The organism is Paraclostridium sp. MRS3W1, from assembly GCF_032465715.1.
In the GTDB taxonomy this organism is placed as follows: domain Bacteria; phylum Bacillota; class Clostridia; order Peptostreptococcales; family Peptostreptococcaceae; genus Paraclostridium; species Paraclostridium dentum.
In genome coordinates this window covers 1-22,339 of sequence record NZ_JAWDJM010000010.1, presented here as the reverse complement: position 1 = coordinate 22,339, position 22,339 = coordinate 1, and the positions used below count along the sequence as shown (strand labels likewise).

At 27.5% G+C, this 22,339-nt stretch carries 13 protein-coding genes and 1 riboswitch; of the genes, 1 reads left to right on the top strand and 12 read right to left on the bottom strand.

Annotated elements, in window-relative coordinates; genetic code table 11:
• The 4 genes from RWY47_RS01080 to RWY47_RS01065 all read right to left on the bottom strand — a co-directional run.
• Positions 1-1,216: MBOAT family O-acyltransferase (locus RWY47_RS01080; RefSeq protein ID WP_316030205.1), on the bottom strand; the 1,216-nt coding region annotated here is incomplete at its 3' end.
• Between the two features lie 158 nt (positions 1,217-1,374).
• A complete protein-coding gene (locus RWY47_RS01075) occupies positions 1,375-4,500 on the bottom strand; it encodes an AAA family ATPase (RefSeq protein WP_168931382.1) in 3,126 nt (1,041 codons plus the stop codon).
• Positions 4,500-5,702: an exonuclease SbcCD subunit D gene (locus RWY47_RS01070; protein WP_150885671.1), complete on the bottom strand. Its 1,203-nt coding sequence runs from the start codon at positions 5,700-5,702 to the stop codon at positions 4,500-4,502. The genes RWY47_RS01075 and RWY47_RS01070 overlap by 1 nt, the downstream gene beginning before the upstream one ends.
• A gap of 72 nt (positions 5,703-5,774) precedes the next feature.
• Positions 5,775-7,547: a sensor domain-containing diguanylate cyclase/phosphohydrolase gene (locus tag RWY47_RS01065; protein WP_224170615.1), complete on the bottom strand. Its 1,773-nt coding sequence runs from the start codon at positions 7,545-7,547 to the stop codon at positions 5,775-5,777.
• Positions 7,548-7,730: 183 nt separating this feature from the next.
• On the opposite strand from RWY47_RS01065, the gene RWY47_RS01060 reads away from it, so the two are divergent.
• Positions 7,731-8,453 (top strand): DUF4184 family protein, encoded by a 723-nt coding sequence (locus RWY47_RS01060; protein WP_168931389.1) that lies wholly within the window; start codon positions 7,731-7,733, stop codon positions 8,451-8,453.
• Positions 8,454-8,520: 67 nt separating this feature from the next.
• On the opposite strand, the gene RWY47_RS01055 is transcribed toward RWY47_RS01060, so the two are convergent.
• The 8 genes from RWY47_RS01055 to RWY47_RS01020 all read right to left on the bottom strand — a co-directional run bounded on the left by RWY47_RS01055 (position 8,521) and on the right by RWY47_RS01020 (position 22,120).
• Positions 8,521-12,843: an acyl-CoA dehydratase activase-related protein gene (locus RWY47_RS01055; RefSeq protein WP_316030204.1), complete on the bottom strand. Its 4,323-nt coding sequence runs from the start codon at positions 12,841-12,843 to the stop codon at positions 8,521-8,523.
• A gap of 174 nt (positions 12,844-13,017) precedes the next feature.
• Positions 13,018-13,482 carry a pyridoxamine 5'-phosphate oxidase family protein gene (locus RWY47_RS01050; RefSeq protein WP_224170614.1) on the bottom strand — a complete coding sequence of 155 codons (465 nt, stop codon included), beginning with the start codon at positions 13,480-13,482 and terminating at the stop codon, positions 13,018-13,020.
• A 110-nt stretch (positions 13,483-13,592) separates the two neighbouring features.
• Complete coding sequence (gene gltS, locus RWY47_RS01045) at positions 13,593-14,825, bottom strand: sodium/glutamate symporter (RefSeq protein ID WP_150842673.1); 1,233 nt, start codon at positions 14,823-14,825, stop codon at positions 13,593-13,595.
• A gap of 128 nt (positions 14,826-14,953) precedes the next feature.
• Positions 14,954-16,390: an aminomethyl-transferring glycine dehydrogenase subunit GcvPB gene (gcvPB, locus tag RWY47_RS01040; RefSeq protein ID WP_224170613.1), complete on the bottom strand. Its 1,437-nt coding sequence runs from the start codon at positions 16,388-16,390 to the stop codon at positions 14,954-14,956.
• Positions 16,391-17,791 carry an aminomethyl-transferring glycine dehydrogenase subunit GcvPA gene (gene gcvPA / locus RWY47_RS01035; protein WP_224170612.1) on the bottom strand — a complete coding sequence of 467 codons (1,401 nt, stop codon included), beginning with the start codon at positions 17,789-17,791 and terminating at the stop codon, positions 16,391-16,393. It lies immediately after the preceding gene.
• Positions 17,792-17,838: 47 nt separating this feature from the next.
• Entirely contained in the window at positions 17,839-18,951 is a 1,113-nt protein-coding gene (gene gcvT, locus RWY47_RS01030) for a glycine cleavage system aminomethyltransferase GcvT (RefSeq protein ID WP_224170611.1), read from the bottom strand.
• Between the two features lie 155 nt (positions 18,952-19,106).
• Positions 19,107-19,210, bottom strand: a riboswitch (glycine riboswitch).
• A gap of 94 nt (positions 19,211-19,304) precedes the next feature.
• Positions 19,305-20,132, bottom strand: a complete 828-nt coding sequence (locus RWY47_RS01025) for a DUF2971 domain-containing protein (protein WP_224170610.1) — start codon at positions 20,130-20,132, stop codon at positions 19,305-19,307.
• Positions 20,133-20,398: 266 nt separating this feature from the next.
• Positions 20,399-22,120: a S41 family peptidase gene (locus RWY47_RS01020; protein WP_224170609.1), complete on the bottom strand. Its 1,722-nt coding sequence runs from the start codon at positions 22,118-22,120 to the stop codon at positions 20,399-20,401.
• Positions 22,121-22,339: the final 219 nt, after the last annotated feature.

Sequence of the window (22,339 nt, the reverse complement as noted above, 5' to 3'; positions counted from 1 at the left end):
AATATATATTGTTTGTAAAAACTAACTTTAGCTCATTATTTGTAAACTCATTATTTGTAAATCCAAATAATATCTTTATATATTCAAAAGCTCTATTTACATCTGTAAAGTAAAATAAAGTCCATCCAACTAAAAGTGCAACAATCAGATATATATGTGAAAATATTTTTGGTATTTTGTTTAAAACTCTAAATAAAATCTTTTTTTCCAAATATACTAATATGCCAAAATAAAGACCCCAAAGTATAAAGTTCCAACTAGCTCCATGCCATATACCAGTTAAAAACCATACAACGAATAAATTAAATATCATGTTTTTTCTATTTCCACCTAATGGTATATATACATAGTCTCTAAAGAAACTCCCTAATGATATATGCCATCTTCTCCAAAATTCAGTTGCAGATTTTGATATATACGGATAGTTGAAATTCTCCATGTATGTAAATCCAAACATCTTCCCAAGTCCTATCGCCATATCTGAGTATCCAGAGAAATCAAAATATATTTGTATAGTAAACATTGCAATTCCAAACCAAGCTTCAAGAACAGTTATACTAGATAAATCTGAATTCATATATTGAGTTACAAACTGTCCTGCTACATTTGCAATTAATACTTTCTTTGCAAGACCTATAGTAAACCTACTTATTCCACTACTAAAATTTTCTACAGTAGTAACTCTACTTTCAATTTCTTCTTCTACATCTGAATATCTAACTATTGGTCCTGCAACTAATTGATGGTACAGGGATACATACATCAAGAACTTCGAGAAATTTTTCTGTGCTTTAACCTCTCCCTTATATACATCTACTGTGTATGATAAAGTTTGAAATGTATAAAAAGAAATTCCTATAGGCAATGAAAATTTAGGTATTTCTAACGATAAATTAAATATAGTATTTAAATTTTCATATAAAAATGCACTATATTTAAAAGTAATTAATAATCCTAAATTAATACATATAGATGATAATAAACCTATTTTAGCTAACTTAGTTCCTCTATACTTTTCAATAAATAGTCCATGTCCGTAATCTACTAAAGAACTAAATATTAAAAGAAATATCCACACTGGTTCTCCCCAAGCATAAAATGCTAAAGAAAAAATAATCAAAATAAAATTTTTCCATTTTCTACTCTTAACTGCATAATACAGAATAAGATTAATAGGAAGAAATAAGTAAAGAAATAGCGTATTTGAAAATACCATAACCCACCTCCATTAGTTTTTATAATCTTAAATCCTTTGACCTTAGCGTTAATTTATCATCGTTAAGTGACATTTATGTTACAGTTAAAAATATAAATTTCTTAAAAGCAAAAAAATCCAACTCTAAAATAGAGTTGGATTTTTAATTATTTAATCTTTTACAATATATTAAATTCAGCTTTACTTCCTTTTGCTGTAGATACTACTTCTAACTTAGCATCTATTCTTTCTTTTAATTCTTCAACATGTGATATTATACCTACTAACCTTCCACCTCTTTGAAGTTCAAGTAGACTATCAATTGCGTTATCTAGTGATTGAGGATCTAATGTTCCAAATCCTTCATCAACAAACATAGTATCAAGGGATACTCCTCCTGCATTTGATTGAACTACATCTGAAAGTCCTAGTGCCAAAGATAAAGATGCTTTGAAACTTTCGCCTCCTGATAATGAGCTAACATCTCTAGAGCTGTCTGTATAGTTATCGTAAATTTCTAGTTCTAAACCTTTTTGCCCCGCTCCTTTGCTCTTACTTTTCTTTCTTATTAAGGAGAATCTATCACCTGTCATTTTTTCAAGTCTTATATTTGCCGCTTCTATTATATCTTCAAAGTATGAAGCTAATATGTATCTTTCAAAAGATATATATGGAGATTTTTTACCATTTGCCAAATCAGCTAATTCTCCTACAACCTTATACTCTTCTTCTATAGCTTTAAACTTAGCATTTAAACTTTCTACATTTTTAAGTATAGATTTATTGTTTTCTAATACTGAGTAAAGTTCTCTAAGTCTAAGCTCTAAACCTTTCTTTTCTTCTTGAAGTTTCTTTAGCTTTTCATCAATACTATCTATATCAATAAAAGATAAATCTTTAGTTTTAATAACTATGTCTTCTTTTTTAGATTTAAGTAAATTTAAATTTAAATAATAATCTTCTACTTCTTTTTCTAAATCTTCAATTAAATAAATCTTTGATTTAAACTCCTCATAATTGTTAAAATCATTGAATCCTAAGCTTTTTAATAAAGTATTAAATTCTAACTTTATCTTTTCTACATTAGTATTTAATTCTTCTATAGAATCTTTAATTTGGTTAGATTTATAAGTTTCACCTTCTAATTGTCTTGAAATATTTTCGTTATCTTCTCTTAACTTAATTAATTTTTTTTGACTATCATCTAACTCTTTAGATTTAATGTTCATTAAATTTTCAAGAGTTTTTATATCCAAAATATCATTAGGAATTTCTTTTTTATACGCTTCTATTCTAGTGTTTATTTGAGCTATTTCCGGTAGTAGTATCTTTTCAGTTTTTTCTAATGTACTTAGTTCTTTTTCAACTTCTATTAAACTGTTTTCTATGGTTATATTTTGTTCATCTATATTTTTTTTCATAGATAATTTTTCATTTGTTTTTATAAGTTCTTTATTTAAATCATCAATATTAACCTTTAATTCAAGACCCTTTAACTTAACTATCTCAGCTGTTTTAGCTGAATAGTTTTCATCTATATTTAAAGTTTTTGAAAACTTTAATAAACTATTACTTACAATCTCAAAATAATTTTTACAGTCAGTAGTTAATTTAGTTAATTCATTTATCTTTAAATTATTTTCCTTTTCAGCTTCTTCTAATTTTTCTTTAGCTATTTTCAATTCCTCTTTAGTCGGAACTATTAAGTTTTTACTTATAACTGCTGGATTTGGATGATTTTTAGATCCACATACAGGACAGGGTGTGTTTTCTTTTAAAGAATATGCAAGTATGCCCGCTTGTTCTTTTTTATAAAGTTCATCCATATCATTATAATTTTTCTTTATACTTTTATATACTTTTTCAAATGAATCATATTCTATTTTTAAGTTATTATGACTAAGTTTTGATTTTTCATAACTTGCTATTATTTTAAACAACTCTCTAGTCTCTTGTATTATTTTTTCCTTATTAGAGATTTTATTTGCTATCTCTACTTTTTGAGTCTCTGCTGTAGCTATTTCTTTTAATTTATTTTCATTTTCTAATTTTTGTTTTTTTAAATTTTCATTAACTTTTTTATTATCTTCTATTTTACTTTTAATTTCCTCAATACTCTCAGTTTTAATAATTAAGCTATTTTTTAATTCATCAAATTCCGATATTTTAGGTCTTATACTCTCTAACTTATTTATCTCTAATTTAAGAGCATCCCTTTCAGGTTCTTTAGCTTCTGCTATTTTTAAATTTGATTTCGCTATATCAGCTTCTTTATTTAGTCTTTCAATATTTAATAGAGTTTCTTCATATGATTTTTTTCTTTGTTCTAATATATTTTCATTTTCTATTAATTTATCTTCTATGTATTTAACGTCTTTAGCACTCTTACATTTATTTATAGTTTCTTTTTTTATTTCAAATTCTTTTTCTTTATTTATAAGTTCTAATAAACTATTATCTATTTTTTCTTTTTCTTTCAATAAATTGTTATTGTTTTCTATTTTTACTTTTTCCTTATTTATAAGTTCTAGTTCATTATATAAAGCTTTATCATCTTCATTTAAATTTTTATAAGCTTCACTATCATTTGATATAAAATCTTTTAATTTTTCTATAACAAAAGGAAAATCTACATATTCTCCAATAGATATATCATGCTCACCTTTTATATTTTTTAAGTTAGTTTGCATTTCATCCTTACTTTTGTTTCTGTTTTTGCTTAAACTTATAGCTTTTTCTTTAAGATCTATCTGTATTTTTTCAAAATCATAAGTGTTAAATATTTTTCTAAAAATACCTTCTCTTTCTAATGAATCTGCTAATAATAACTTTTTAAATTCACCTTGTGGAAGCATAACAATTTGTTTAAACTGATCTCTAGTTATACCCAGTATCTCAATCAATTTATTTGTTACATTGGTAACTTTAGTTATAACTTTTCCATCTGGCAATGTAAGTGTTGCGTCTGCACTCTTTTCTGTAAATCCTTCGCCCCTTGATTTTTTCTTTTTTTGCTTTGGAACTCTGTTTACAATATATCGCTCACCTTTTAATTCAAATTCTAATTCTACAAAAGTTTCTACATCATCATCTGCAAAATGACTTCTCAAAGAGTCTGTTTCTCTTGACTCTCCACTAGCCTCTCCGTATAGAGCATAACTTATAGCATCAAATATAGTAGTTTTACCTGCTCCTGTTTTTCCTGATATCACAAATATGTTTCTACCATTTAATTCTTCAAAATCTATAACTTGCTTATCTGCATATGGTCCAAAGGCGCTTATGGTTAACTTTATAGGTCTCATTATTTCACCTCACTTTTTAAAACTTCATTTATAGTATTCATTAAAACCACTTCTTTTTCTTCTGTATAATCTCCACTACCTAAATCTTCATAAAACTCTTTAAATAGCTCTAGCTTACTTTTTCTCTTATATTCACCTTTTGCTGAAGTTTTATCTTCACTAATTTCCCTTTTTCTCTCTCTTGTTATTAACATAGTATTTGGATAAACTGCTCTTAACTTTTCCATTGGATTTATAAGTTCTCCATCATCTGTTAATATAGCTTGTATATAATCTTCTTTTCCTTCTTCTAATTCTCTAGCTTCCTCTATTAAGTCTTCTATATTCCCTTTTATAACTCTTAAATCTCTTACTGGCTTTAAACATTTAAAATCTATATTTATTGCACCTTTATTGTTTATATCTAATATGTATACTCCTTTTTTTTGTTTAACTTCTGAGAAAGAATACTTTAATATTGATCCTGAGTACTTCATTTCTTCTCTCCCAATTTTTTGTCTTCCATGAAGATGACCTAAAGCTACATAATCAAAGTCATCAAATATTTTACCATCTATTAAATCTGTCCCTCCTATTGATAGAGGTCTTTCAGATTCTGATGTTTCAAGATTTGCTACTTCATATTTATTTTCAATACACTCTATTGCATCTTCTCTTTTCATAGTAACATATCCATGTCCTACTAGGATATTTACTTCTTCATAATTTATATTATCCTTAATTTTTTCTACTACAAATTTCATTGCATCATTATGGCTTTTAATTTCTTTTTTATCTAAAATTTTTCTTGTTAATGCAGGGTCCTTATATGGAACTAAATAAAAGTTCACATTTTTTTCTCCATCTTTTACAACTACATGCTTGTATAGTTCATCGTCTCTACCAGCTATATATAATCCATGCTTTTCTAAAATTTGACTTCCAAAGCTTAGTCTTTCTCCACCATCATGATTTCCTGATATAGCCAATACTTTTACTTTTTTATCAATTATTAAATTACTTAAAGTTTCATTTAATAATTCTACAGCTTCCACAGGTGGAATTGACCTATCGTATACATCCCCTGCTATTATAAGTACTTCTGGATTTTCTTTTTCTATTAAATCTATTAATCTATTTAAAATGTATTTTTGATCTTCAATCATTGAAAATTCATTTACTATTTTCCCAATATGCCAATCACTTGTATGAATAATTTTCATAAATTTCCTCCTTAAGATTTTATATAATTGATTATATCATAAAAAGCCTTCATTTAAATGAAGGCTTCTTTATTATATATCACTTTCTATTTCTTCTATAAAAACATCTACAATCTTTGAATCAAATTGAGTTCCTGAATTTTTTCTTAATTCTTCTATTGCTTGTGATTTTGACATTGCTTTTCTATATGCTCTAGCACTTGTCATTGCATCAAATGCATCTACAACAGATATTATTCTTGATAATAAAGGAATTTCCTCTCCCTTTAACCCTAGCGGATATCCGTTCCCATCATATCGTTCATGATGAGTTAAAATCCCATAAGCTACATGAGATAAATCTGGTGTACAATTAGCTATTCTAAATCCTTTTTCGCTATGATTTTTTATTAAGTTGTATTCCTCTTGAGTAAGAGGTCCAGGTTTTTCTATTATACTTTCACATACTCCAATTTTTCCTATATCATGTAGGTATGCTAATACTTTTAATTCTCTAATTTGCTTGCTATTTAAATTTAATCTTTTTCCTATTTTATATGCATATTCTACAGTTCTACCAGTATGATCTCTTGTTTCTAAGCTCTTTTCCTCTAGTGTTTTTTGTAGAGATTTCATTATGTAATTTTTTCTACTCTCTTTTGATAGTAACTTTTCTTGATACATTGTATCTTCTGCTTCTTTTATCAAATCTTCTATACTCAATTTATTGTCAACTTTTGTTGATATCCCTAATGCTATACTTATTTTCATGGCATAATTACTAGCCTTTTTACAATTTTCTAAAATAGTATTATATGTACTTTGGGCACAAATAGAATTTGTGTTTGGCATAAGAATTATAAATTCATCTCCACCCCATCTAAAAATAAGGTCCCTTTCATTACAACTATTTTTTAAAATTTCTGAAATTTTTATAATCAATTTATCCCCTTCTAAATGGCCTCTTGTATCATTTAATTTTTTTAATCCATTTGCATCTCCAATTATCATACTTAGAGGATAAAATTTTTCATTATTTAAAATCTTTATTTGTTCTTCAAAATATGCTCGATTAAAAAGTCCCGTTAATTTATCTGTATAACTCATTTGTCTTAACATATTTTCTAATTCTTTTCTTTTTGTTATGTCTCTTGATACGCCTACTATGCCTACTACTTCATTTTTTTCATTTATTACAGGTGTTTTTATACTTTCAAAATATGTAACTTCATTTTTACTATTTCTTATTTTTAATTTGGAATATATATTTTTTTTACTATCTATTACTTCTCTATCTTTTTTTATAAGATATTCTGCTAAATTTTTATCTTCACTTAATTCTACATCTGTTTTTCCTATAACATCACTCTTGTCTTTTTCATAAAACCCTTCAAAAAAAGCATTATTTCCGCCTACATATTTACCTTCTTTATCCTTATAAAATACTATATCTGGTATGCTATTGATTATAGTTTCAACTAATTTCTTCTGATAAATATTATCTTCTTCATATTGCTTAAACTCTGATATATCGTGTATTATACCAGTTACTGCAATTATTTCTTTATCCTTGTCAAGTACAGGGGTTAAATAAACTTTGGTTATTTTATTTTTATGCTTATTTTCAAATGTCATAGGTTGTTTGCTTTCTAGTACTTTTTCATAGTTCATATCATACATTTTAGCTATTTCTACAGGGTATATATCTTTATTGAATTTGCCTATGATATCTTCTTTATTTATTTCTTTACTTATATATGTGTCTTTAAATTTTTGATTTATGTCTAGAAATGCTCCTTCTTTTGATTTTATCCATATAGGTATAGGCAGCGTGTTAAATATTAAATCCATTAAATTTTCTTTCATATTTTTTCCTACTTCCTTTTACATATCATATCACTTATATATTACTTTAAATCATGTATTTTTTCATTTGGTAAATTTTGGGTTGAAAAGTAGCAATATGTATTAAAATTCAAAATTTATAGCATATTTTATTTATTTATATTATTATATTAAAATGAAATAAAAGTTTAAGGAGAATTTTTTATGCCATTTACATTAGCTCATCCAGCTGTAGTAATTTTTTCAAAGAACAAAAACTTTAATTTATTAGGATTGATTCTAGGCTCTATGGCCCCAGATTTTATATATTTTTTATTATTTAATCCAAGCAGTAACTTAGGACATACACTATTAGGATTTATAATTCTTAATCTTCCAATATGCTTTTTGTTAAACTACCTAATATTAAAGTTCATAAAAAATCCATTTATAATTAATCTCCCTTCTAAGATCTGTAACTATTATACATATCTTATAAATTATGATTTTAATTTTAAAAGTCCTAAAGATATTTTTGTATTTACATACTCATGTATAGTCGGAATGCTAACACATATAATCTGGGATGCATTTACCCATAAAACAGGTTATTTTGTTGTTAACATAAATCTATTAAAAGAATCTATACATATACTTGGTTATCAAGTTCCATTTTTCAAATTGCTTCAACATGGTAGCACACTATTAGGTTTTTTTGTTATTTTATATTACTTCTATACTATAAGAAGGTATAGTAACAAATATATACGATCAAATAAATTTCAATATCATTTAACAGCTATTTCGATACAAATTTTAATTATTATTTTAAGCTACCTTATATTTAAAAATTTTGGAATAGGTAGATTTGTAGTGACTTTTATAAATGGATTGTTTTTAGGATATTTAACCTCATCAATTATTTATAGATACAAATTATTTAAATAAATTTTATTATATAAAAATAAGTAGTTAACGGTGTAAATTAGTTTCACTCCGTAACTACTTATTTTTATTAAGCTAATGCTTCTTTTTCTGTATTTTCAGACTCTATACTTTCAGGTTTTAAAGTTTCAATATTCATATTATTACATTCTAAATTTTTAAATGATGTTGAAAGCATAAGTTTTATTCTATTTAACTGATTGACTTCGCTAGCCCCTGGATCATAGTCTATTGGAACAATATTGGAATCATCGTAAATTCTTTTTAATTCCTTAATTACTCCTTTTCCTGTTATGTGATTAGGTAAGCAAGCAAAAGGTTGCATGCAGATAATATTTTTCACACCACTTTCGATAAGTTCCATCATTTCAGCTGTTAAAAGCCATCCTTCCCCAGCTTGATTTCCTAGAGAAATTACATTAGATGCTATACTTCCTAGAGTTTTAATATCTTTTGTCTTACTAAATCTCTTACTACTTTCCAAAGCCTTCATATAATGCTTTTGGTACTTTTCAATTGCACCTATACCAAATTTGCCACCTAGTTTTTTATATTTTTTATCTAAATTATTATCAGCCTTGTAATATGTGTTAAAACAACAACTTAAAAAGAAATTCATAAGTTCAGGAACGACTACCTCAGCCCCTTCAGATTCCAACACATCTACAATGTTGTTATTTGCTAATGGATGAAATTTAACTAAAATCTCTCCAACTAATCCAACTTTAGGTTTTTCGACTTGTACTATAGGTAAATTATCAAAATCTCTTACTATATTATATATGTTTTCTTTAAACTCAATAAAGCTTCCGCTTTCTAAACTCTTTTTACAAATCCTTATGTATTTTTCATGTAGTTTATTAGCACTTCCCTTTACTTTTTCATATGGTCTAACTCTATATAAAACCTTCATAAGCAAGTCTCCATATATGGCGCCCATTAAAACTTTATTTACTAAGCTTAATGAGAAAGCACTATATAAATTACTTTTTTCTTCTCCATTTATAGATAAAGATAATACAGGTACATCTTCATATCCTGCATCACTTAAAGCTTTTCTTAAGAAACCAATGTAGTTAGTAGCTCTGCAAACCCCTCCAGTTTGAGTTATAGCCACCGCAGTCTTACTTAAATCATATTTTCCACTCTTCAATGCGCTAATAATTTGACCTACTACAATAATCGCTGGATAGCAAGCATCATTATTAACGTATTTCAATCCTTCTTCTACAGCACCTTCATAATCTTTTAATAATACCATATTATATCCACATGATCTTACTCCATGTTCTACTAAATCAAAGTGTATAGGTGACATTTGAGGAACTAAAATATTATAATCTTCTTTTATAGCTTTAACTAAGCTTCCTTTTTTATATTTTTTTTCAACTTTTATAATTTCTATATTATTTTTATCTCTTTCTTCTATAGCCGCTTTTAATGATCTTAATCTTATTTTAGCAGCTCCTAAATTATTTCCTTCATCAATTTTTATACAAGTGTATATTCTTCCCTCACTATTTAAAAGTTCTTGAACTTGATCAGTTGTAACTGAATCAAGACCACACCCAAAAGAATTTAACTGAACAAGTTCTAAATTCTTTGAATGACTAACATATTTTGCAGCTCTATATAATCTTGAATGATATGCCCATTGATCTACAACTCTTAAAGATTTATCTATTTTGCCTAAATGGCATATACTATCCTCTGTTAGGACTGCCATGTCTAAAGAATTTATAAGTTCTGGTATCCCATGATTTATTTCTGGGTCAATATGATACGGTCTCCCTGCTAAAACAATACCCTTCATATTGTTTTTTTCTATTAATCGTAATGCTTTTTCACCCATATTCTGTATAACTTTTTTAAATTTTTTATATTCTTTAAAACCTAGATCTACACTTTTACTTATTTCATCTTTACTTATTTCTATAAAATCTTTATCATATAGTTTAATTTTATTTAACTCTTCAAAAAGACTTTTCTTTAATGCTTTTTTATTATTCATTGGCAAAAATGGATTAATAAAATTAATATTTTTATCTCGTATTTCACTAATATTATTTTTTATAACTTCTGAGTATGACATTACAACAGGGCAATTAAAATGATTATCTATATTTTCAAACTCTTTATGTTCATGTCTTATACATGGATAAAAAATTGTTTTAACTTCTTTTTCAATTAAATCATTTATATGACCATGGACTAGTTTCGCTGGATAGCAAACTGATTCAGAAACAATTGAATCCATACCTTTTTCATAAATTTGTTTAGACGATTTTTCTGATAAAATAACTCTAAATCCTAAGTTTGTAAATATAGTGTGCCAGAAAGGATAATTCTCATACATATTTAAAACCCTAGGTATACCAATAGTTTTTCGCTTTGCATATTTATCTTCTAAGCTTTTATAGTCAAATATTTTTTTATATTTGTATTCAAATATATTTATATGTTTATTTTCATTAACTTCTAATCCTGACCCTTTTTCACATCTATTTCCTGAAATAAACTTTTCTCCATTTCCAAAATTATTTATAGTAAGTAAACAATTATTAGAACATTTTCCACATCTTGCAGTAATAGTTCTTAGCTTTATATTATTTACATTGTCTCTATCTAACAATAATGTAGTATACCCTTTTTTATACTTTTCTTTTGCAATTATACTAGCTCCAAACGCACCCATTATTCCAGCAATATTAGGTCTTACAACTTCTCGTTCTGTTAGTATTTCAAATACTCTTAATACAGCATCGTTGTAAAAAGTTCCTCCTTGAACAACAGGATATTGTCCAATATCTTCTTTAGACTTTACTTTTATTACTTTATATAATGCATTTTTTATAACTGAATATGATAATCCAGCACTTATATCACTTATCGAATTACCTTCCTTTTGAGCTTGTTTTACTCTTGAGTTCATAAATACCGTACATCTAGATCCTAAATCAACTGGATTTTCAGAGTATAGAGCTTTTTTAGAAAATTCTTTTATATCAAGTTCTAATGATTTCGCAAAAGTTTCTAAAAACGACCCACACCCCGAAGAGCAAGCTTCATTTAATATTATAGTTTCTATAACTCCATTATTTATCTTTAGACATTTCATATCTTGCCCGCCTATATCAAGTATAAAGTCTACATTTGGAGAAAAAAACTTAGCTCCCTTATAATGTGCTACCGTTTCTATTTCTCCTATATCTATCTTTAACGCTTGTTTTAGTAAAGCTTCTCCATATCCTGTAACTGCTGAATTCACTATTTTAGCTGTATTTGGTAAGTTTATATATATATCATTTAAAATATCTATTGTAGAATTTAAAGGGCTTCCTTCATTGCTTTTATATGCCGAATATAGTAAATTACCATCATCATCAATTAGAGCTACCTTAGTTGTTGTAGATCCTGCGTCAATACCTAGGAAGCAATCTCCTGAGTAATTTGATAACTCTTTTGTAGTCACTATATTCATACTATGTCTTTCTTTGAATTTTTCATATTCTTCTTCGTTTGTAAATAAAGGCTTTAATTTACTTTGATTGGTATTTTGAGTTTCTTTTGAGTTCTTTAAGTTTAATAATAAGTCACTTATCATAAATGTTTTATTATTCGTATATGAAAGAGCTGCTCCTATAGCTATGTATAGTTGAGCATCTTTAGGAAATATAATATCGTGTTCGTCTAAGTTTAGCATATCTATAAATGCTTGTCTTAGTTGGGATAAAAAGTATAGCGGTCCTCCTAGAAAAGCAACTTTTCCCTGTATTTTTCTTCCACAGGCTAAAACACTTATAGTTTGTACTGCTACTGCATGAAAAATACTCATTGCTATATCTTCTTTTCTTGCACCCTCATTTATCAATGGCTGAATATCTGTTTTGGCAAATACTCCACATCTGGCGGCTATGCTATATATATTTTTATAACCTTTTGCTAGTTCATTTAACCCGCTAGCATCAGTCTTTAATAAAGATGCCATTTGATCTATAAAAGATCCAGTTCCTCCTGCGCAAATTCCATTCATTCTTTGTTCTATTCCATTAGTTAAATAGATTATCTTTGCATCTTCTCCACCTAATTCTATAACTACGTCAGTATCTGAGTTATAAACTTCCACAGCTTTAGTGCTTGCTATTACCTCTTGTACAAAATCTACACCTAAGTTATTTGCTAAATTCATTCCTCCTGAACCAGTTATAACTACAGAAACGCAACTATCTCCTATACTTCTATAAGTGTCTTCTAGAATTTTTATTACAGCGTTTTTTATATCAGATAAATGTCTTTTGTATTTTTTAAATACAATATTGTTGTGCTTATCTAATACTACTAATTTTACAGTAGTTGATCCAACATCAATTCCTATATGAAAAGTTTCCTTCATACACATCACCTCATTATTCTAGTTGTATTTTGATTGTTTTTGTATTTTAGAATTGAAATTTAAGAATAATTATTGTTCCTTGTAATATTTACCACAAAAGATGTAATTTTAAACACTTTATATTCAAATTAAATAAAAAAAGAAGTTATTAGAAATAACTTCTTTTTTACCAATTTATACAATAGCTTTGCCTGAGATTTTATTAATGTTTATCTTTATTACTCTAGTTTTATCTCCAGCATTTTTTATGTACAATTTACCTTTATCTATAAAATCAGGTGAATATTTTTTTAATATCTCTATTAAAGCTTCATTTTTTTCTTCTCCAAAAACTTCATTAGCCTCTCCAAATAAAATAGTACTTTCATATTTTGTGCTAAACTTTTCTGGAATTACACAAGTTTTGCCTACTACACAAAATGAAACTTTGTTATTATAATTAATGTTTTCTAGCTTTTGTCCTTCTAATGCACAATGAAAATATACTGAGTTATTAAAATATACATAGCTTAGTGGTGTACCATATGAGTATCCATTTTCTCCATTTGTAGATAAAACCCCATACTCTCCATTTTTTAAAATTTCTTCAGCCTCTACAATTTCAATTTGTCTTTCTTTTCTTCTCATTTGCTTAAACATATCTACAAGTCTCCTTTTATACAGTTTAATAAATTGTAGCACTTATAATATTTTTTGTGAATATTTATCCACCCTATTTATTACCAAATTATATTTTTTACTTTGGATAGTTAACTAAAAAAGTTTATAAAAGTTACAATTGTCGGTATTCCCACTAAATCTACTAAAAATGCTCCAACTAAAGGTACTATTAAAAAAGCCTTTGTTGAATTTCCATACTTAGAAGTAACAGAATTTATATTAGCTAATGCATTTGGAGTTGCTCCAAGCCCATGACCTAACATACCTGAAACCATAACTGCCGCATCAAAATCTTTTCCTAATAATCTAAATCCAATAAATATTCCATATAATGCTATAAATATAACTTGTGCAAGAACTATTACTATCATCGGTCCTGCAAGTCCTGCTAATTCCCATAATTTGATACTCATAAGTGCCATTGTTAAAAATATTCCTAAACAAACATTGCTTATTATATCAACTGAATACAGATCTATTTTCACAATATTTATCTTGTCATTTAAATTTCTAAATAAAACTGCAACAAACATTGCACCTACATATCCTGGAAGTACTACACCTGTAGCATTTGAAAACCATGACCCAAATAAATTTCCAATAGTCATGCAAGATGCTATAACTGCAATTTGAGTTATCATAGTACTTGAATTGAATGAGTCACTTAATTTTATTCCTGCCGTTTCTTCTACAGATATATTTTTATCATATTCTTCTACTGATGGTTTTAAATTGTACTTATCTATTAAGTATCTAGAAACTGGCCCTCCTATAATTCCTCCAAAAATAACACCAAATGTAGCTGCTGCCATCCCTATTGTAACCGCGCCATTTACACCTAATCCTTCTATAGTTGCCCCAAAGGAAGCTGCATTTGCATGACCACCTTCCATAGAAACAGCTCCACACATAATACCTATAAGAGGGTTTATATTTGTTAGCTTTGCCCCTATAACACCTATTATGTTTTGAAATATAGCAAGTCCTCCACACAATATCCAATAAATTATTAATAATTTCCCACCCTTTTTTATAAGAGAAAAGCTAGCTCCTAATCCTATCGTGGTAAAGAAAGCTATCATAAACGGTGATTGTAAAGTTGTATCCATCTCTAAGTTAAATAAATTTACAGTCTTTGAAATAAATATTATAATTGCAAATAAAAGCCCTCCTATAACTGGCCCTGGTATACAAAATTTGTCTAAAAAACCAATCTTTTTTCTTAAGTAATTTCCTAAAAGCAAAAGTAATGTAGCTAGTGCTAGAGTTGCTATCATGTCCAAATTCACAGTGAAAATTTCCTTTGTAATTTCAAATTCCATGAAATCCCCCCTAATTTATATAACATTAATAAATTACTATTCAATTGACTAAATCTATATACCTTATTTAGATATTTTAAAATGGTAAATAAAAATGAGATGCCTATAAATAAGCACCTCATTTTTATTTACCATTTTAAAATTTGTTTTTTAGCTGCTCTAGTTTCGTCTAATCGACCTACTGGTGTATTATGAGGAGAACTTATCAATATCTCCGGATTATCTTTTATTTCTTCTGATATTTTTATCATTGCATCTATAAAGCTATCCAAAGTTTCTAAGCTTTCTGTTTCAGTTGGCTCTATCATTATTGCACTATCTACAATTAATGGAAAATACACTGTTGGAGGATGATATCCATAGTCTAAAAGTCTTTTTGCAACATCCATAGTAGTTACTTCTCCAAGTTTTTTTCCACTTAATACAAATTCGTGCTTACATACAGTGTCAAAAGGTAATGTATAGTACTTTTTAAGTCTTTCTTTTAAGTAGTTTGCATTTAGTACAGCCATTTCACTTGCTAGTTTCAACCCATCTGAACCCATAGTCAAAATATATGAATATGCCTTTAGTATAACTCCAAAGTTCCCATAGAAATTTTTTATTTTCCCTATAGAGTACTCTTTATTATAATTCAATGAATATCTATTTTCATGCTTTTCGATTATCGGAACTGGTAAAAATGGGATTAATTCCTTTTTAACTCCAACTGGCCCGCTACCTGGTCCTCCTCCTCCATGTGGAGTTGAGAAAGTTTTATGAAGATTTAGATGAACAACATCAAATCCCATATCCGAAGGTCTACTAATTCCCATAATAGCATTCATATTTGCCCCATCATAATACAATAGTCCACCTACTTCATGTACTAAATCTGCAATTTTAGTTATATTTTTTTCAAATATACCCAATGTACTTGGATTTGTAAGCATCAAAGCACAAACAGTATCATCTAGCACTTCTTTTAAAGCCTCAATATCCACACATCCATTTTCATCGGATTTTATTTGAACTATATTACATCCACATAGATTTGCACTCGCTGGATTTGTTCCATGCGCTGAATCTGGAACTATTATTTTATTTCTTTTAAAATCGCCTCTATTTTCATGATATGCTTTTATAAGCATCAAGCCTGTCAATTCTCCATGAGAGCCTGCCGATGGTTGTAATGTTATTTCATCCATTCCTGTTATTTCTTTTAACATATTTGAAAAATCATACATTATATGAAGTGAGCCTTGAACTGTCTTTTCATCTTGATAAGGATGTATATTAGTAAATTCTTCTATTGATGCTATGTCTTCATTTAATTTTGGATTGTATTTCATAGTACAAGACCCTAGTGGATAGAATCCTGTATCAACTCCAAAGTTTTTATTTGATAAAAGTGTAAAGTGTCTAACAACATCTACTTCACTTACCATAGGCAACTTCGGATTTATAGTTCTTTTTAAATTATCAGGAATTAAATTTTCATCCTCATCTATATCTAGAGGAGGAAGTGAATATGCAAATCTTCCTTCTTTGGAAATTTCTATTAATAATTTATTATAATCTTTCATTTATATAGCCCCCATAGTATCAATAATTTTTTCTTTACTATCTTTAAAGCCCATACTAGATATAACATTAACTAAATTATCAATTTCATCCTTACTTCTTTTTTCTGTAACACAATATAACGAACAGTTATTAAGTTCTTTAAATTTATTTTCTAAATTAAATCCACCAATTATGTTTTCTTTTAATAACTTTTCGTTAATACTATCTACGTTGTGATATTTAGATTTAACTGTAAATTCATTAAAAAACTCTCCTGTAAATACCTTTTCATACTCTCCAGTTTTTGCTAATTCATTACAAGCATAATGTGATTTTTGAATACACTGATTTGCTACCTCTTTTAATCCCTTATATCCCATTGTAGCCATATATATCGTAGCTGAAAGGGCATTTAAAGCTTGATTTGAGCAAATATTAGACGTAGCTTTTTCTCTTCTTATGTGCTGTTCTCTTGCCTGAAGTGTTAGAATATATGCTCTTTGTCCTCTTGAGTCAATAGTTTCTCCTACTATTCTTCCTGGAAGTTTTCTTATATTTTTAGATTTTGTACTCATAAACCCTACAAATGGCCCTCCAAAATTTAAAGAGTTTCCTAATGGTTGAGCTTCTCCTACAGCTATGTCCGCACCTAGCTCTCCTGGTGATTTTAAAACTCCTAAAGATATTGGGTTAACATTCATAATAAGCATTGCTTTGTTTTGATGAGTAATAGACTCTATTTCTTCCATTTCTTCAATAATTCCAAAAAAGTTAGGACTTTGAACTAACATACAAGCACTTTCTTTATCTATATTGGCTTTTAAACTATCTACATCAACTCTTCCTGTTTTTCTATCATAATCGATTTCTATAACTTCAATATCTTTAAATTTCATATATGTTTTTATAACTTCCATAATCTCAGGATTTATAGATTTTGCTACTAGTATTTTATTTTTATTTTTCCCACTATTTAGTGCCATAACACAAGCTTCTACACTTGCAGTAGCTCCATCATACATAGATGCATTAGCTATATCCATTCCTGTAAGTTCAGAAATCATTGATTGAAATTCAAATATAGTTTGTAATGTCCCTTGACTTATTTCTCCCTGATATGGTGTATATGCTGTATAAAATTCTGATCTTGATGTAATATGTTTAATTACAGATGGTATATAGTGATCATATGCTCCTGCTCCTAGAAAACAAGTCAGGTTATCTATGCTATTATTTTCTTTAGCTATAGATTTTATTTTTTTTAATACTTCTATTTCACTTTTGGAAGTTTCTAAATTTAGATCTCTATTAAGCTTTAATTCATTAGGAATATCACTAAATAACTCATCTACTGATTCTACTCCTATTTCACTTAGCATCTTTTCTTTATCCTCATCTGTAATCGGTATATATTTAAACATAACCCAACCTCCATAATAGTTTTATATTCAGTTTTTAATATCTATTTTTAAGCATGAATCTCTGTTGGTTTTTTGTAAAATCTTTTGTTAATAATTTTTGCTTTTACTTTTTTCTTTCTAATACATATATCTACATCTCTTCCAATTTCTGAATAATTAGCATCTATAAGAGCAAATCCTATACTTTTATTCAAAGTTGGAGATTTATATCCAGTTGTTACATATCCTATTACATTCTCATAAGCCATAACCTCATACCCTTGTCTTGCTATACCTTTACCTGTAAGTTCAAATCCAATAAGCTTTCTATTTAAACCTTTTTCTTTTTGCATTTTTAATTCATTTTTCCCTATAAAATTACCTTTATCTAACTTTACAAAGAATGAAAAACCAGCTTCTAGTGGTGTTATAGCTTCACTCAATTCATTTCCATAAAGGGGTAATCCAGCCTCAAATCTTAATGTATCTCTACAACCCAATCCACAAGGTTTAAGTTTATATTTTTCACCTACTTCCAATAATTTGTTCCATATTTTTTCTACATCTTCATTTTTGCAATATATTTCAAATCCGTCTTCGCCTGTATATCCAGTTCTAGATATCAGAACTGATGTTTGGTCAGCTTTTATATTTTTATTGAAGTAAAATGATTTAATTTCATCTAAATTTTCATCGCATATTTCTTGAAGTATTCTTTGAGATAAAGGTCCTTGAATTGCAAGTTCTGAAATTTCACTAGAGATGTTTTCTATTTCTATATCATAATCTTGTTTGTTTTCATTCATCCACTTAAAATCTTTTTCTATATTACTAGCATTTATTACTAAATAAAAATTATTTTCATCGAATCTATAAACTAATAAATCATCAACTACACCTCCGTTAGGATAGCACATAAACGTATATATAGCTTGATTATCTTCTAATATTTCTATGTCATTTGTAATTAAGTTTTGTAAGTAAGACTTTGCTTGTGCACCTTTTATAATAATTTCTCCCATATGAGATACATCAAATAATCCAGCATAATTTCTTACAGATTCATGTTCTTTTATTAAGCCTTCATATTCTAGTGGCATATACCATCCCGCAAAGTCTATCATCTTTGCGCCTAAAGCTTCGTGTGCACTCAGTAGATACGTTTTTTTTAAATTTTCCATATCAAACTTCTCCTTAATATATTTTTAGAAAATTAAAAAGAGGATATAGAAATAAATAATATTCCTATATCCTCTGTTTCTTGTACCTGAAAGTTTTAATACCTATAGTATCATTTCTTCTTCGGCGCCTTACAATTAAGGGCTTTCCAGAGATCCATCAGTTAACGATTCCTTTGCCTGAAAGTTTCTTTGAAAATTGGAAGTTATTCAAATTTCTCCGTCGGCTCTTTATTTAAAAAGTATCTCTCGCTAACATCACCTGGTTTATTTAATTTTTATATTTAAATTGTAGTATCTTAATTTATTAATTGTCAACAAATTTTCTTAACTAATCAAATTTAAATTTATTTAATTTAATATATCTTCTGTGGTATCAATCTAAAATCAATCCCTTTAGAATATTCCATTTTATAAACTTTACAATTTAATTTTTTAGAAATTTCTATAACTCTTTCTATATTTTCTTTGCTACAATCTTTTCCTAAGTAAATAGCTTTTACTTTCATTAGACTTTTTTCTATCCCACATTCCCCACTATTACTTTTTAATATAATTCTCCATTCATTTTCATATTGCCAGCTTTTGTGTTTCATTGTCAATGTGAAATATAACAAAAACATAGAATCTAATTTTAACTCTTCATTATTTATTAGATTAGATAAAGTATTTTTTAAGACTTCAGTTATTTCTACTTTTTTATCTATATAACTTACTTTTAGCAAGCAATCATAAAAATCACTATTTCTATCTAAGTTATCTATATCATATTCAATACACATACCTCTATGGTTATCTCCATAATGAGTCCATAGAGGTATGTTATATATGCTAGTACTTAGAGATAGTATTTTTATATGGTCGCTAAAGCTATTTAAAACTTTATCTATCTTACTTATTATTTCTGATTTTGATAAGTTATTTGCTGGACAATCTTCTCCTTTTAAGAAGTCTATTATCTCATCTTCATTATAATGTACTGGTAGTAAGTCAAAGGGATCATTTAAGTGCTCCCTATTTGAAAAATATAGCTTTCCATTTTCTAAATTTTTTAGTCTATTTTCATCTATTTTTTGGTATTTGTATAACTTACTTGGAACATGTATATTTTTTAAATCTTTAGCTTCTTGCACTTTTCCTTTAGTATGTAGTTCGATAAATTTTTCTTCCCATTTCATTTTCATATATTTGTCTTTCCTTGATTTAATAATTATTTATTATTTCATTCTATATACTAATAATTATGTGCACATATTTATTTTTTACGCTTAAGTAATTTATAATTAACAAATATTTGTGAATAACTTATAAAGTATAGTCTATCAAAATCTTGGTGAAAGTAAAAACTTACATTTTGAGCAATGGACGAAGTCGTTTGAGTAACGGGACACAAGTTTACCGATTGGACGTTGACGACATGAAATTTGAGCGACATGAGCGAAGCGAATTTTTATTTAGTTTTTATAATTTCTATAGCTTTCTCTAAAAGTTCATCTCTTCCATCTTTTATTCCATCTATAGTTGGCTTTATGTAAATATCTGGTTTAAGACCTATTCTTTGAGTTTGGGATCCATCTTCATCATACACTCCTAGTCCAGTTATTAAAGTTGTTACACCTCCTGGTAAATAAACCTTCGTTGCATCCCCATCAGTACCAATAGAGTTACTTCCTATTACTTTAGCATTATTTCCTTTTCTGAGTTCCATTACAGTAAACTCCGATTGACTTTGACTTCTTTCATTCATCAATATCATTAATTTTCCTTTATAATGTTTTTTATCATCTGGATTAATAACTTGATCTTTTGCAAAGATAAATTCCCCGGGTACTGATTGATTAGGTACAGATATTTTTGAAAAAGTTGTTGGTTTTGAAATAAAATATTTCGGCATAGTAATAAAAATAGGAACCGACGGATATTTTCTTAGATCTACTATAATACCTTCTGTATTCATAAATTTATCCATTATTTTATCTATTTCATTTTTAGATAATTGTCCTGGGTTAATATATACTATATTTTCATCTATAATCTTATGTGATGGCTCTTTTATATCAAACATATATTCATCATTATAACACTTAACATTTTTTACTACGTATTTGCCATCTCTTTTTAGTTTTAGCTTAATACTATCATTTGAAGTTCTAAATAAATATCCTTGTAAGCAATTTACAATAGCTTCTTTTCTTGAAATAGATCTATATTTAGATTTTTCTTTTATAACTTCAAATATGTCTTTATCATTTATTTCTAATACTATATCTCCTGGCTTCAACTCACATTCATCCTTGTATTTAGGATTTATTTTTTTAATTACAATACAGTCTTCAACTAAAGCAAATTCTATAGGAGCATATTTATTTCCCCAGTATTTAGTTAATGTTTTATTTATATCATCTACTCCTGCGTGTGGATCATGTATTTTTGTTGTAAGTTCTGAAATTGCCAATTTATAATCTAACTCACTTTCAGTATTTACAAACTTAGGTATAAATGTGGTTAATACTTCATCCCAATTTTCTTCTATCACGTCTGTATACGGATAATAGTATTCTATTATATTCCAATATCTAAACAAAGCAAGCAATTTATAACCATCATCATCATAGTCCATTTCTTCATATAGATTTTCATTTTCAAAATTAGAATTTCCTAATTTTTTATCAAACTTAACATAAGCTTTGTTTCTTTTTGAAATGTTAGAGTTTGAAATCTTAACTAGTAATTGACTTAAATCTTTATCTAGATAATTAGTATTTTTTATCCAACTTAAATCTCTTTCAAGAGCTATTTTTTTATTTTCATCATTTTTACCACTAGAATTTTCTTCTACATCTCCTAGATTTTTAACCCATGTATATATTACTTTATTAGCTTCTTGTGAATTTTTTGCATTTATCGTATCTGGCATAACTCTAAATAGTTCATAATCAAAGTTTACATTCCCAGCTACAACCTCAGGATGATAGTACTTTACAACACCCCATACTTTACATAATTTTTTTAAATTATCAATCTGATTTGTATTTAATTTTTCAATTTTTATATTGCTTCCACTGTCAAATTCCTTATCTGAGTTTCTTTTAGTTCCATTTACTATTACTAGTACAATTATTACAACAAGTAACCCCCATATCCATAAGTTGTTTTTAATCCACTTTTTCATCTCATCCTCCCATATTTTACCACTTATTAATACCTAAATATTAGCATCATATACTACATTTTTCTACATATACACTTTCAACGTAACTTTTCCGTAATTTTTCAGAATAATTTGATGAAAATATTTCTATATTTTGAATATAATCTATGGGAGGTGATTTAAATTAAATATGACACTCATATCAATGGCGGTATATTTTTAGGCATGTTATTTTTAGGT